Origin of the sequence: Streptomyces sp. NPDC088354 (assembly GCF_044753585.1) — a bacterium.
In the GTDB taxonomy this organism is placed as follows: Bacteria; Actinomycetota; Actinomycetes; order Streptomycetales; family Streptomycetaceae; genus Actinacidiphila.
The window spans coordinates 94671-108580 of record NZ_JBIVNJ010000015.1 but is presented as its reverse complement, the minus strand read 5'-3'; the positions used below and the strand labels follow the sequence as shown (position 1 = coordinate 108580).

Annotated in this window: 11 protein-coding genes and 1 tRNA gene; 3 read left to right on the top strand and 9 right to left on the bottom strand. The window is 73.3% G+C overall.

What is annotated here, in order from left to right; translation table 11 throughout:
* Positions 1-66: 66 nt before the first annotated feature.
* Positions 67-2061, bottom strand: coding sequence for a putative bifunctional diguanylate cyclase/phosphodiesterase (locus tag ACIP98_RS22590; protein WP_401977657.1), 1995 nt, complete (start codon positions 2059-2061; stop codon positions 67-69).
* A 423-nt stretch (positions 2062-2484) separates the two neighbouring features.
* On the opposite strand from ACIP98_RS22590, the gene ACIP98_RS22585 reads away from it, so the two are divergent.
* Positions 2485-3645 (top strand): M6 family metalloprotease domain-containing protein, encoded by a 1161-nt coding sequence (locus ACIP98_RS22585; protein ID WP_401977655.1) that lies wholly within the window; start codon positions 2485-2487, stop codon positions 3643-3645.
* Positions 3646-3648: 3 nt separating this feature from the next.
* A complete protein-coding gene (locus tag ACIP98_RS22580) occupies positions 3649-4938 on the top strand; it encodes a M6 family metalloprotease domain-containing protein (protein WP_319661556.1) in 1290 nt (429 codons plus the stop codon).
* On the opposite strand, the gene ACIP98_RS22575 is transcribed toward ACIP98_RS22580, so the two are convergent.
* From ACIP98_RS22575 to ACIP98_RS22545, 7 genes are all read right to left on the bottom strand, one after another.
* Positions 4939-5014, bottom strand: a tRNA-Lys gene (locus tag ACIP98_RS22575).
* Between the two features lie 73 nt (positions 5015-5087).
* Positions 5088-5615: a bifunctional DNA primase/polymerase gene (locus ACIP98_RS22570; protein WP_401977653.1), complete on the bottom strand. Its 528-nt coding sequence runs from the start codon at positions 5613-5615 to the stop codon at positions 5088-5090.
* A gap of 155 nt (positions 5616-5770) precedes the next feature.
* Positions 5771-6139: a hypothetical protein gene (locus ACIP98_RS22565; RefSeq protein ID WP_319661554.1), complete on the bottom strand. Its 369-nt coding sequence runs from the start codon at positions 6137-6139 to the stop codon at positions 5771-5773.
* 87 nt (positions 6140-6226) lie between these two features.
* Entirely contained in the window at positions 6227-7567 is a 1341-nt protein-coding gene (locus tag ACIP98_RS22560) for an AAA family ATPase (RefSeq protein WP_319661553.1), read from the bottom strand.
* The gene (locus tag ACIP98_RS22555; protein WP_319661552.1) at positions 7564-9120 is read right to left on the bottom strand and encodes a hypothetical protein; all 1557 of its coding nucleotides are present in this window, start codon (positions 9118-9120) and stop codon (positions 7564-7566) included. Before ACIP98_RS22555 ends, ACIP98_RS22560 begins: the two co-directional genes overlap by 4 nt.
* Positions 9111-10184, bottom strand: a complete 1074-nt coding sequence (locus tag ACIP98_RS22550) for a hypothetical protein (protein ID WP_319661595.1) — start codon at positions 10182-10184, stop codon at positions 9111-9113. Before ACIP98_RS22550 ends, ACIP98_RS22555 begins: the two co-directional genes overlap by 10 nt.
* Before the next feature lie 115 nt (positions 10185-10299).
* Positions 10300-11229 (bottom strand): phosphatase PAP2 family protein, encoded by a 930-nt coding sequence (locus tag ACIP98_RS22545; protein ID WP_401977651.1) that lies wholly within the window; start codon positions 11227-11229, stop codon positions 10300-10302.
* Positions 11230-11472: 243 nt separating this feature from the next.
* Here ACIP98_RS22545 and ACIP98_RS22540 point away from each other — a divergent pair, with 243 nt between their 5' ends.
* On the top strand, positions 11473-12171 hold the full coding sequence (locus tag ACIP98_RS22540; RefSeq protein WP_319661550.1) for a TetR/AcrR family transcriptional regulator: 699 nt from the start codon (positions 11473-11475) through the stop codon (positions 12169-12171).
* A 110-nt stretch (positions 12172-12281) separates the two neighbouring features.
* Here the strand turns inward: ACIP98_RS22540 and ACIP98_RS22535 are convergent, their stop codons facing one another.
* The gene (locus ACIP98_RS22535; RefSeq protein WP_401977649.1) at positions 12282-13796 is read right to left on the bottom strand and encodes a cellulose binding domain-containing protein; all 1515 of its coding nucleotides are present in this window, start codon (positions 13794-13796) and stop codon (positions 12282-12284) included.
* Positions 13797-13910 lie beyond the last annotated feature (114 nt).

Sequence of the window (13910 nt, the reverse complement as noted above, 5' to 3'; positions counted from 1 at the left end):
CGGTCCGTCGCCTCCTGGGCCGGTCGATGCTGCGTACGGGCAGTCACAACCGGAGAGCGACTCCGCTTATTCCTCCGGCTCTCCCGGTGCCCCCTGCTGCCCCGGCTCCGGCTCCGGCTCCGCCGCTTCCCGTGGCGACCCGGGCGCCGGGTCCCCCGCGGCGTCCCGCCGCAGTTCGGCGATCCGCTCCGGCGGAACGGGCCGCGAGTACAGCCAGCCCTGCCCGGTGTCGCAGCCGATCCGCCGCAGCCGCTCCGCCTGCTCGGCGTTCTCCACGCACTCGGCGGTCACGGTCAGCCCGAGCCGGTGGGCGAGCTGCACCAGCGCCTCGACGATCGTCTCGTCGGCCGGGTTCGGGTGCAGGGTGTCGCGGAAGCCGCGGACGAAGGTGCCGTCGAGCTTCAGCGCGGAGACCGGCAGCCGGCTCAGATAGGCCAGGTTGGAGTAGCCGGTGCCGAAGTCGTCGATGGCGATGTGCACCCCCATCTCGTGCAGGGCGTGCAGCGCCTGCAGCGGCCGGCCCGCCGAGCCCATCACCGCCGACTCGGTCAGTTCCAGTTGCAGCAGCTCGGGCGGCAGCCCGGTGTCGTCCAGGATCTCGGCCACGTCCGCGACCAGGTCGGAGTCCCAGACCTGGCGCACCGCCACATTGACGCTGACGAAGATCGGGTCGTCCGGGTGGTCCTTCTGCCACTGCCGTGTCTGGCGGCACGCCTCGGCGAGCACCCAGCGGCCGAGCTGGACGATCGAGCCGTTCTCCTCGGCCAGCGGGATGAACCGGTTCGGTCCGAGCAGCCCGAAGTGCGGGTGCTCCCAGCGCACCAGGGCCTCGACCCCGCGCAGGCTGCCGCTGCCCAGCTCGACCAGCGGCTGGTACTCCAGGACGAACTCCCCGCGCTCCACCGCCTGCCGCAGCGTGCTGGACAGCGCCTGCTTGGTCATGCGGTGCGCGTTGCGCTCGGGGTCGAACAGCGTCCAGCGGGCCTTGCCGTCCGCCTTCGCCCAGTACAGCGTGGTGTCGGCGGCCTGCATGATGCCGGTGGCCGTGGTCCCCGACGCCTCACGTTCGACCACGCCGATGCTCGCGGAGACGGCCAGCCGGTGACCGGACAGGTCGAACGGACGTTGCAGCGCGGTCAGTACGGACTCGGCGAGCGCGGTGGCCTGCCCGGTGCCGGTGGAGTCCTCGATGAGGACGGCGAACTCGTCGCCGCCGAGCCGGGCGACGAGCGTGCCGCCGCGGCCGAGCCGTGCGGCGCAGTCGGTCAGCCGCTCGGCGACGGCCTTGAGCAGCCGGTCGCCGGTCCGGTGGCCGAGGGTGTCGTTGATGGCCTTGAAACCGTCGAGGTCGAGGTAGCACAGGCCGATGCGGCCGGTCCGGCTGCCGGCGCCCTCCAGAGCGGTGGCCAGGCGTTCGAAGAACAGCTGGCGGTTGGGGAGTTTGGTGACCGGGTCGTGCATGCGCAGGTGCCGCAACTGCTCGCGCAGTTCGTGGCGCTCGCCCAGGTCCTCCACCGAGAGCAGCACCCCGCCGGGGACCGGGACCACGACGACCTCGGCCCACACGGTGCGGCCGTCCGGCCCGCGGACCGGACGGGTGCGGCGCAACTCCTCGCGGCGGCCGGTGAGTACCGCCTCGTACTCGGCGTACTCCGTGTTCTCCGTGCTCTCCGGGGCCTCGGCGGACTCCACGGGCTCGGTGGCCGGGCCGGGCTCCGTGCTCGTGCCGCCCGGCCGGTCTGCCGGATCGCCCTGGGTGGTCCGCGCGGCCGGCGCCCGGTCGTCGGGACCGCCGATCCCCGCGAGGCCGACGAGCTCGGCGGCGGTGAGCGCGGTGAGCCGCACCGGGTCGGCGCCCAGCAGTTGACCGAGCGCCGGATTGGCCTCGCGGACCCGGCCGTCGGGGCCGATCAGCGCCATGGGCAGCCGCGCCACGTTGAAGGCGGCGCGGTAGTCGTGGACCTCCGAGACCGTCCGTTCCGAGGCCGGAGGATGACATTGAGTGACTGTGGGGGCCGTCATCTCGGGGTCGAGGTCGGGGCCTCCCGAGGGTCCGCCCATCGCTGACTCCCGTATTGCTGTCGTCTCGCACACATGGTCGTGGAGGGATCGAATGACCGCCAAGAGGCGGTGTTCATCCTGGAAATGTGCCGATCATAGAGGTTTTCCGAATGGCGAGGCCACCGCCGTAGCGGTGATTCTCGGCGTCCGGGGTGTGGCGTTGGTCATTTCTCGTCGCGTCGTGAATTGAATTGATCGTTTTCCGTCACTCATTACGCACTGTAGTGATCGGACGGTAACCCAGGCGGAGCAGCACAAGGGGGCGAAACACCGCAAAACATAGCAGCGTGATGGGGGTGTCCCGACACCGTCCGGGAGGTCCACGTGCCGTTGCCAGGGCTACCCATACGTGCGCATCGGCGTGTTCGCAGGGGTGAATCCCCGCGCGCCGCCCGTCGCGTGCTGCGGGCCGCGGTCGCGGCGATGAGCGTGTTCGCCGCCGTCGTGGCCTGGACCCTGGTCACCGGACCCTCCGCGGGCGGTGCCGGTGGCGAGGTGTGCGTCCTGCCGCGCGGCACCGCCCACCACTCCGAGGGCGTGTCGTCCTGGGACCCCTCCTACCCGCGGCCCCGGGCGGACGTCGACGCCGTGATGATCTTCCTGTCCTTCCCGGACGCCCGGCCCAGCCTCACCCCGGACCAACTGGCGGCGGACCACTTCCCGGCCACCGCGCAGTACTTCGCACGCGCTTCCTACGGTGCCTTCCGGCTGCGGCCGCACGTCGTGCCGGTCTGGCTGCGCATGCCGCTGCCCTCCACCACGTACTCGATAGCACGCGACTGGGGCGCCCCCGTGCGCTCGCGCTTCCTCGACGACGCGGTGGCGGCCGCCGACCCGCGCGTGGACTTCCGCCGCTACAAGGTCGTCTACCTCGTCGCCGACCCCGACGCCCCGGGCGTCGACCCGGACGCCACCAAGGTGGTCAGCCTCGGCTCGCCGCTGCACGCGGACGGCGTCGAACTGCGCCGCTTCGTCACCGTCTTCGAGAGCCACCCGCCGGACGTCAACGTCCTCGCGCACGAGACCGGACACGCCTTCGACCTGCCCGACCTGTACTACCGGCCCCCGGTCGGCAGCCATGCCGACTGGGACACCCACGTCGGGGACTGGGACATCATGGGCAGTCAGTTCGGACTGGCGCCGGACCTGTTCGCCTGGCACAAGTGGAAGCTCGGCTGGTTGCGCTCCTCGCAGGTCCACTGCGTCGTCGACAGCGGCACGCACACCTACCGGATCACCCCGGTCGAACGGCCGGGCGGCACCAAGCTCCTCGTGGTACCCGCCGGGCTCAAGTCCGTCGTCGCCGTCGAGGTCCGCGCCGCCACCGGCAACGACCGGCTGACCTGCACCGAGGGCGTCCTGATGTACCGGGTGCGCGCCGACGTCCAGTCCGGCGACGGCCCGGTGGACGTCATCGACGGCCACCCGCGGACCTCCGGCTGCTCGCAGGTCTCGGTCTACCCGCCGCTCGCCGACGCCCCCTTCCGGGCGGGCCAGGGGTACGCGGTCGGCTCCGACTCGCGGATCGACGTCGTCGCCCGCCACCAGGACGGTTCCTGGACCGTCCGGGTCACGCAGGGCTAGGCGGTGCGCGGATCACGGGCGCTGGCCGTCTCGGCCTGCGTGATGCTCTTCGCGGCGGGCAGTGGCGCCGTCACCAGGAGCGGTACGGCCGCCGGCCTGCCGCCCGCCGACCGGCCCTGCGCCCTGCGCGCGGCGCCGGGCACGGCCATGTCGGAGGGGTTCAGCGACGGCGGGCGCGACTTCGCCGCCGCCACCGGCGACGTGCGCGCCCTCACCCTCATGGTCGACTTCCCCGACAAGCCCGCCCCCTCCCCCGCCAAGGAGCGCTACCGCGAGTTCTTCCCCGCCGTGCGGCAGTGGTTCCACCGGGCCTCGTACGGCAGGCTGCGCTACGACTCCACGCCCGTGCTCCACTGGATCCGCATGCCCCGCCCCTTCACCGCGTACGGCATAGGGCGCGGCTACGGCTGGACCGCGCACACCGCCATGATGCGCGACCTGCTGCGGGTCGCCGACAAGAAGATCGACTTCTCCGGCTACAGCCTGGTCAACATCCTGGTCACGCCCAACGCGGGCCCGCCCGCCGACCAGGCGGTGCTCTCCGTCACCTGGACCGGCGCCTCCGCCGCCACCACCGACGACGGCGCCCACCTGGACCGGGTGTCCCTGATATACGGTCACGACCAGTCGGGCGCGCGCGTGCTCAGCCACGAGAACGGCCACGCCTTCGGACTGCCCGACCTGTACGCCGTCGACCGCTTCGGCCGCACCGACACCCTGGCCGGCCAGTGGGACAGCATGTCCCTGGACTGGGGTCTGCAGGGCGACCTGTTCGCCTGGCACAAGTGGCGCCTGGGCTGGCTGGACGACGCCCAGATCCTCTGCGTCCGCGACGCCGCGACGCACCTGGTGCGGCTGTCCCCGGTGGAGGTCCCCGGCGGCCGCAAGGCGGCGGTCGTCCCGCTCGGCCGCACCAGCGCCTATGTCGTCGAGGCCCGTGCCGCTCGCGGCAACGACGCCGAGGCCTGCCGCGAGGGCGTCCTCGTGTACCGGATCCGTACCGACGTCGACTCCGGCCACGGCCCCGTCACCGTCCGCGACGCCCACCCCGCCACCTCGGCCTGCGAGTACAGCAGCGCGTCGTTCAATTCCCTCAACGACGCGCCCTTCCGGCCCGGCGAGCACTTCGCCGACCCCGCCTCCGGCCTCACCGTCGAGGTCCTCGCCCACGACCCGGCCGACGACGCGTGGACGGTGCGGATCACCAACCGCCACCCCTGGCGGACGGAGCCGGCGCGGAGTGTCGCGCACACGACGACGGGCGCCCTCCGGAGGGAGGGCGCCCGTCGATGATGGTGCGCCGCCAGGGACTCGAACCCCGAACCCGCTGATTAAGAGTCAGCTGCTCTGCCAGTTGAGCTAGCGGCGCTTGCTCACGTCGTAGAGATTAGCATCCGCTTGCGGGCGGGTGAAAATCGATATTCCGGCGCCCGGCCGGCCGGTCAGCGGGCCGCCCGGACGCAGGCCCACAGCACCTCGGCGGCCCCCGGGAGCCAGGGGCGGTGGGTGTCGGGGGCGACGAGCCAGCGGGAGCGGGCGGTGGAGCAGTCGGCGTAGGGCGGGGGGAGGGCCACCGAGTCGCCCTCGCCGTGGCAGAGCAGGGGCGGCACGGGTCTGCCCCACTCCTCCCAGGACAGCAGGGAGGGCAGCCGCTGCGCGGTGCCGGGCGCGACGAGCAGCAGGATGCGCCCGCGGCACTCGGCGGCGGGACCGGAGCCGGGGCCCGCGGACCACAGCTGCTCCAGGACGCGGCGGCCGAGGAGCGCGGGCAGGTTCACCACGTCGAAGGCCGTGCCGCAGGGCAGCACGGTGGGAGCCGTGGGCCGGGCGGACCACAGCGCCCGGACGCTGCGCGGGAAGGCGCTGGCGGAGGCCAGCCAGTCGGCTCCGTCGGGGGTCACGTACTGCGCGTGCCGGTACGCGGCGGAGCGTGCCGCGTCGGGTACGCCTGAGGAAGCAGAATCGATCATGCCCCCCGGCCATGTGTGCCACTGCCCATCACTCATGACATATACAACTACCGTGCGTGAACGTGTCGTTACGCCAATCCGGTAGAAGGGGGGACACGCGGGCCGGGGGTCGGGTACCTTGCCCCCGCCGCATATATGCGGCATATGCGCGGGCGCTACGAGCCCGCGGAACCGCCCTGCAGCAGGCCCTGGCCGAACTCGATCATCCGCTTGGCGTAGTCCTCCGACCAGCCCGCCTGCTCGGCGATCGCCGCCGGCACCAGCCGGTCGAAGCGCTTGGGGTCGGCGAGCTGCGCCGCGGCCATGGCCTGGAACTCGGTGGCGCGGTCCGCGGCGGCCCGGAACGCCAGGGCCAGCTCGGTGGAGCGCGCCAGCAGCTCTCTGGGGTCCTCCATGGACTCCAGGTCGAAGAAGTGCTCGTCGTCCTCGGCGATCGCCGCCGGTTCGAAGAGAAGTTGGGCGGGTTTCAGCCGAGGGGCGGGCGGCTTGCCCGCCGCGCTGTGAGCCGACTGCGGCTCGGACATGTACGTACCTCCAGGATCGTCGGCGCCTTCTATTGTCCCGCCTCGCGCAAGAGGACCTCGGTGAGGCGGGAACCGGGCGGGGACGCGTCAGGGATGCCAGGTCACGCGGTGTTCGGCGAGATGGGAGAGGACCGCGTGATGGGCCTCCCAGCCGTCCGGGAACTTCACCGTCACCCCGAGCTGCACCGGCTCCGTCGAGGGGTGCTCGTCCAGCAGCTCCGGCACACCCGCCCGGCACACCACCACGCAGGCGTGGCGGTGCCGGGAGGCCAGCACGCACAGCCGGCCGGTCTCCAGGTGGAAGGCCGTGGCGTCGGGGCGCCCCGACAGCGGGTGCAGCACCACGGTGACGTCGAACTCCCGGCCCTGCAGCCGGTTCGCCGTGTCCACCGTCACACCCCGGACCCCGAGGTCCGCCAGCGCCGCCCGGACCGCCGCCGCCTGGTCGCGGTGGGCGGTGCCCACCGCGATGCGGTCCGGCCCGACCGGCGCGGTGCCGCGTTCGGAGTGCGCCACCCCGCCCCGGTCCAGCAGCCGCCGGGTCACCAGGGCGACCGCGCGCACCGCCTCCGGGTCCGTGCGCGGTGTGCGGCGGGCCGGCAGCTCCAGCAGGCCCCAGCCGGCCAGCGCCGCCTCGTCGAGCACGCGGTCGGGGCCGGAGCCGTCGCCGGGCACGCCGAAGGTCAGCCGCCGCTCGCCGGGCTCGGTGCCGCTGCGGAACGGGGTGTACGGGTAGAAGGCACCCGAGATGAGCGGTGCCGCCGAGGCGGGCAGCCGCCACGACACCGGCAGCCGGTGCTGCGGCAGTCCCGGGTTGTGGGCCAGCAGGGTGACCACCGCACTCGCCGAGGGGTCGTAGCTCAGCCCCGCCCACTGCTCGGAGCCGACCACGCTGAACGGGTCCAGCTGCCCGGGGTCGCCCACGAACAGCGCCCGCTGGAACAGCCCGGCTACCTGCAGCAGCGCGTCCGAGCGCATCTGGTAGGCCTCGTCGACGATGGCGTGCCGCCACGGTTCGACGTCCTTGGAGGCCGCGGTGAAGGCCCACTTCGCGGCGGTGGCGATCACCACCTTCGCCCCGGTCAGGTCGGCCGCCTTGGTCGACTTCAGTACGGAAGCGTGCCGGTCCAGCGCCGGGTCCGGCGGGGAGTCGCTGCCGTGCAGCCGGCCGACGGGCAGGGCGGGGTCGGCCGTCGCCAGGCGGTCCACCAGGTCGTCGACCTGGGCGTTGGTCTGGGCGACCACCATCAGGGACTCGCCCGCCGCGACCAGCTCCTGGGCGGCGCGCACTACGAGCGTGGACTTGCCCGCGCCGGGCGGGGAGTCCACGACCACGCCGCGGTGCGTGCCGTGCAGGGTGTCGTGCAGGATCCGCTCGGTCGCGGCGTCGGCGGCCCGGGCCGCCTCGCTCACCGGGCTCGGGCTCAAAGGTAGTCCTCCGCGGTCGCGGGGTCGGCGCTCTCGGCGAGCGCGGCTGAGGTGGTGGTGCTGGCGGCAGCGGTGCCCGCGGCGGTCGCCGCGCCCGGGGGGCCGCCGTGGGTCCACGGGGTGTCCTCCGGGTCCGGCAGCCCCGCGCCGCCACGCGGGGCGTGTTCGAACAGCGTCCAGCACGTGGCGTCACCGGATTCCGGCACGGTCCCGGGGTCGGGGACCTTGGACCGGCCCATGCCGTTCACCACCCGCAGGAGCACGGCGCCCGGCCCGGCCCACTCGACGAACTGCGCCTGCTGTGTGCGGCCGTCCGGCAGGGCGCGGTAGACCTTGGCGTCCGGGTCGAGATGCGGCCGGTCCTCGGTCGCCACGGTCACCAGCGGGCGCGGCTTGGGGATCTTGCCCTCGCTCATCGCCATCCGCACGTCCACCACCTCGCCCGCGAACGCCTGCCCGGCCAGCCGCCGGCCCGCCATCTCCAGCGGGTCGTCCAGGGCCTCCTGCGCCTCCAGCCGGACCTGCGCGGTCTCCCGCCCGGCCAGCTTCTGCGCCGCGGAGACCGCGTCGTCGCGTCGCGGCTGCGGCGGCTCCCCGGCCCGTACCCGGTCCCGGTGCGAGGTGTACGACCAGCGGTCGCGCTTCCACCGCTCCTCGACGTGGGCGCCCTCGGGGAGTTCGCGGAGCAGGTCGAGGGAGCGCCAGATCGCGTCCCAGGTGGGACGCATCTGCCCGGCGAGCAGTGCGGCGATCTCGTCCGCGGCGCCGGGGACGCCTGCGTCGAAGCGGGCCGTGGCGGGCGCGAGCACCGCGTTGTCGAACACGGGGTCGGTGGCGGGGCCCGCCGGCGGGCACTCCAGCAGTCCGTCGCTGCCGCGCACGCTCTCCGCGCGGCGCGCCGCCTCGGCGCCCGGCACGTCCTCGGGTGGGTCGATCCAGGCGAGCAGGGCACCGAGGTGCTGGTCCTCCAGATTGCTCTGGCCGGTGGCCCAGTGCCGGGTCAGCAGTTCGGTCGCGGACAGCAGCAGCGAGGAGCCGGGGGTGCGGGCGCGCTCCCCGTAGTGCGTCAGCCACCGGCCGAGCAGCGGCACCCGCGCGGGTACCGGGTGCGGCTCGTCCGGGTCGTCCTCGGCGGTCCGGCGGAAGCGGGTGGAGCGGCCGAGCAGCCGGACGTAGTCCACGGCCGCGGAATTGGCCACCAGCAGCTGGGGCGCGTCGGTGCAGACCTCCGATTCCTCGCGGTTGCGTGTCGCGGGCTCGGTCTCGGTGTCGTCGGCGAAGCTCTCCAGGTAGGGCAGCACGATCTGGGCGAGTTCGGCGAGGAAGGCGAAGCGCAGGTCGCGGTCGCGCGGCTGCGGAACCGTCAGCAGCCGGGGTTCGGTGCGCGCGGAACCGACGAGCGCTCCGAGAGGGGCGCCGACCTCGCCGGCGGTGGTGAGCAGGACCAGGACCAGCGGTCGGTCCGACAGGTGGCGGTGGCGCACGGTCGCGAGCGGGGTCGCCCGCCCGGTCGCCATCGCCTCCGCCCTGGCCAGCACGGAGATCAGCGACATCCCAGCGCCTCCGCACGGAGCGCGGCGGCCCGTCGCAGGGCGGCCACCGCGGGGTCGTCGGGTACGGCGGGTCTGCCGGACGCGGATGCGCCGTCGCCCCCGCGGTCGCCGTTGCCGTCGTCGCCGAGCGCGGCCGCCAGCACCTGCTCGACGTCGGTGAGCGAGCCGAGTTCGGCGCGGACCCCGCGGCCCAGCGCCTCCACGGCGCCGCAGGCCCGTGCCTGCTCGCGGCAGTGGAAGGACAGCTCGCAGCTGGCCAGGCACTCGGGTGCGTACGCCGCCGGCAGCAGGTCCACCGCGGCGCGCAGCTCCGGCCCGGGGCGGGTGGGGGTGCGCCGGTCGTCGGCGAGCCGCAGGTCGAAGGTCGTGCCCTCGGGCAGCGTGTCGGCGATCTCCTCGATCCGGGTGAGCCGGGCGAGCTGCCGCCGGGTGACCGACAACTGCTTGCGGACGTCGACGACCTCGGCGACCGGGAGGTTGGAGAAGTCCTTGGGGCACACCAGCAGCACGCGGTGGTCGGGGGCGCCGAAACCGAGCCGTTCCAGGGCCAGGACGTAGACCGCGGCCTGCCGGGCGGCGGCGCCGACCTTCACCGCGTCCGCCGAACCGTCCAGGATCGGGAAGGACTTGACCTCGATCACCGTCCACGACCCGTCGGGGCGCACGGCGATCGCGTCCGGCTCCAGGTAGACCGGGGAGTCGGCGACCTCGAGGGCCAGCAGCGGATGGTCCAGCACCGTCCAACGGGCCGCGGCGGTGGCCTCCTTGAGCGCGAGGCGGGTGCGCTCCACGCGGCCCTCGGGGCCGGGCGCGGTCAGGTCGGGCAGCGCCACTGCGGTGTCCTCCGGCGCGCCCAGCAGGCGCAGCAGCTCGGCGCAGCCGTTCCCCTTGACCCGGGCCTCGAAGGCGTGGCCGCGGATGAACGCGAACTGCGACTGCCCGAACGGCGCCGGGTTGCCCAGCACGCCGGCCACGGCCGCCTTGTCCACCCCCGCGGCGTCCAGCAGCGCACGGCGCCGGCAGCCCGGGTTCGCCGCCAGCGCTGCCAGGGCCCGCGCGTCCATCGGGCGCGGCGTGGTTCCCGGGCCGCGCAGCCCCGCCAACCGCTCTCGCAGATCGTGCGTAGTGCTCACCCGCGCAAGTCTCGCACTCCCCACCGACAACGGGGGCCACCGCGGTTCAGCCGTGGGACTCCCGGGCCGGTGGCCGGGCCCCGCGCTGGGCGGGGACGGCCGGGTGCGCGGCCTGCCGCCCGGCCGGGCGCTCGGCCCGGGCGGCGTCCCGCGAGGAGGCGACCACGGGGGAGGAGACCTGCCGCGGCGGGCCCGCGAACCGTGCGGTGACCGCGCCCCGCAAGCCGTCCACGGCGCGCAGGAACGGTTTGGTGAGCAGGAAGCCGAGGCCCATGACCGCCGCGCCGGCGACCGCGTCGAGGAAGTAGTGGTTGGCGGTGCCCATGACAACAAGGGTCGTGCCGAGCGGGTACGCGATGCCGAGGGCGCGCACGAAACGGGTCCGCCCGTGGCGCCAGAGCATGACGCCGCACCACAGCGACCAGCCGACGTGCAGGCTGGGCATCGCCGCGTACTGGTTGGTGAGCCCGCCGAGGCCGCGCGGGGCGCTCGCGTCGCCGCCCCACCACCCGTAGGAGCCGTACTGGGCCATGGTGTCGACGAAACCGTGCCGCCCCGCCAGCAGGCGCGGCGGGGCGGTGGGCGCCAGGGTGAAGCCGATCAGCCCGATGAGGGTGGAGGTCATCAGCCAGGTGCGGGCGAAGCGGTAGACGGTCGGGCGCCGTCGCCAGAGCCAGACCAGCACGGTGGGGGTGACCAGGTAGTGCAGTGAGGCGTACCAGAAGTCGGCGGGAATGCCGAGCGCCCGGTAACGGCTGAAGAGGGTGTTGAGCCAGCGTTCGGGGTCCAGGGTGAGTGCCGTTTCCAGGTGGAGGATGGCGATGCCGTGGTCCACCGCCCGCACCACGTCCCCGCGTACCAGGAGCCGTCCCGTCGTGTAGAGGCCGTACACCACCGCGATCAGCGGCAGCTCGGTCCACCAGCGCAGGCCGCCCCTGTAGGTGGCGGCCCGCGGCGCGGTGGTGGTCATGGTCATCGGGCCGTTCTCCCCGTCCTCTCCCTGTGAGAGCTCATGCGGACTACCGTACGACGTACGCTAGGCAACCCGAACACCACCCCCGCCTATTCCGGTAACTCCTGGTTCGTCCGAGGTTCACCATGGTGCGCTCGTGAACGCGTGCGAAAAGACGCCGCACAACCGTCATGGGTTGCCCGTGAACGCGGGAGAATCAAGGAAACCGCTCACCGACCGCTCCCCATGACCGGACACGCATCCCTCATGACTGTCACCCCGCCGGCCCGCTCCCCACGGCGCCGCGTCCCCCGCAACACCCTCAACCCCGACCGCATCCTCGACGCAGCCGTCGCGCTTCTCGACCGTGACGGGCCCGAGGCCTTCACCATGCGCGCGCTCGCCCAGGAGCTGGGCGTGGGCACGATGGCCGTCTACTCGCACTTCAAGGGAAAAGAGGAACTCAATGACGCCGTGAACGAGCGGCTGCTCGGTGAGATCGAGATTCCCCCGGACGCCGGCGCGCCCCGCGAGCAGCTTATTGAACTGTGTGTGGGGGTGTACCGGCTTTTCAGTGAACATCCCGCAGCACTCCAGTTGCTGGCGAGCCGTCCGCTGCGCGGCGACGAGGCGCTGAGCGTCATCGACCGGATGCTCTGCCTGCTGCGCTGCGCGGGCCTGGAGCCCGCCGCGGCCGCCGCCGGCCAGGTCGCGCTCATGCAGTACACGGTGGGCTCGGCCATGTGGGCCGTGCGCCGCAAGCGCGCCGAGTGCGACGCGGAGGTGAATCTCCGCGAGAAGATCCGCGAGCGCCTCGCCGAACTCCCCTCTGAGCGCTATCCGTCGCTGACCGGCCTCGCCCCCGAGCTCAGCGCCGCACAGGACTCGGGCCGCACGCAGTACGAGGCCGGCCTGGCCGCGCTGCTCGACGGCCTGCTGAACCGGCCCGCGCACCCGCGCACATGAGAAGAGCGCCCCGGCCGGGGCGTGGGTGAACTGCCGGCCGGGGCGCTCGTGTGGGGGGATCGGGAGATGGCTGACGGGGGATGCGGTGATCCCGGTGCGATCCCGGGGGATCAGCGGTCGTAGGCGGCGAACGCCTTCGAGAACGCGCTCGCGTCCTGGACGATCGAACTGCAGGTCGGGTCGGCGGAGTTCCTGGCACCGCCGGGGCACCGCCTGTCGCGGGTCGCGGACCACATCGACAGCCCGCCCAGGCCCTTGGCTTTGGCGAAGGCCACCAGTTGCGAGGCGTCGTCGACCCTGAAGACCTCGCTGCTGACGTCGTTCACGCCGATCATGGGTGTCACGGCGACGGCCTTCCAGGCGGCCGTGTCCGACAGTCCGAGCACGCTCTTGATCTGCGCCTGGGTGGCGGTGGCGGCGTCGATGGCGTAACCGCCCATGTCGCCGCTGAAGGAGGCGCCGTAGTCCATCGCCATGATGTTGACGGCGGCGATGCGCACCCCGTTGGCCTTGGCGTCGGCAAGCAGGTGCACGCCCTCCTGGGTGAGGCCGGTCGGCATGACGGGCAGGGTGTAGGAGACCTCCAGGCCGCCGTGGGCCGCCTGGAGTTGCGCGATGGCCTTGGCGCGCCGGGAGTTGGCGGTGACGTTCGCGATGGCGCCGCCCTCGACGTCGAAGTCCACCTTGGTGAGCTTGAGGGTGTCGACGACCCTGCCGTACGCGGCGGCGAGCGCCGCGGGGGAGGAGCAGGTGGTCGCCAGCTCGGAGCCGGACGCGCCGCCGAAGGAGACGCGGACGTCGCCGCCGGACCTGCGCAGGTCGCCGATCTGGGCGGCCACCGCGTCCGCGGCGACGTCCGTGACGCCGCCCCACTTGGGGGTGCAGCCGCCGCCGTCGGTGACGAACGCCAGGTTGTACTGCTTCACACCGGTCGACCGGGAGTGCGCGAGCAGATCGAAGGCCGGGTAGAGCGAGGTGTCGACGTACGGCGCGAAGCCGGCGGTCGCGCCGGAGGCCGGGGGCACGGTCGCGGTGGGGGTCGCGGTGGCCGTCGGCGTCGCGGTGCGGGTCGGCGTCGAGGTCGGGGTCGGCGCGGCCGTCGCGGTCCGGGTGGGGGAGGGCGTGGCGGTCGGGGCGACCGTCGGGGCGGCGGTCGCGGTGGGCCGGCCGCTGGGGGTGGCGGTCGCGCCGTCGTCCACCGAGCACTTCACGCCGTTGATCCGGCAGTTGACGGGGTTGCCCGCCGTCGTGGAGGACTTCGTCACGAAGCCCACCTGTGCCGCCTGCCCGGCGGCGATGTCCTTGTTCCAGTTCGCGGGACGCACGGTCACGTGCTGACCGGCGGCCGTCCAGGTCGCGTTCCACAGCGAGCTGATGCTGGTGCCCGCCGGGAGGTCGAACGTCAGTGTCCAGTCGGACAGCGTCGAGCCCGAGGAATTGCTGATCGCGTACTGGCCCGTGTAGCCCGTGGTCCAGTCGCTGGTCCTGCTGTACGCGGCACCGACGGTGGCGGCCTGCGCCGACCCCGCGAGAGCGAAGGCGCCGGCCGCGACGACCGCGCCCGCGGTGAGGCCCCCGAGCAGGGCGACCTTGCGCGTGGGACGACGGCGATGTGAGTTCCTCATGAACCGGCACGCTAGCGAGGGGTATTCGGACAAATGGCCTGAGCTGGGCGTGCGTTCGATTTCTTATGACGCGCTTAAGGTCCGGCTAAGGGCGGCCTGAGGCCGAGGTGAGCG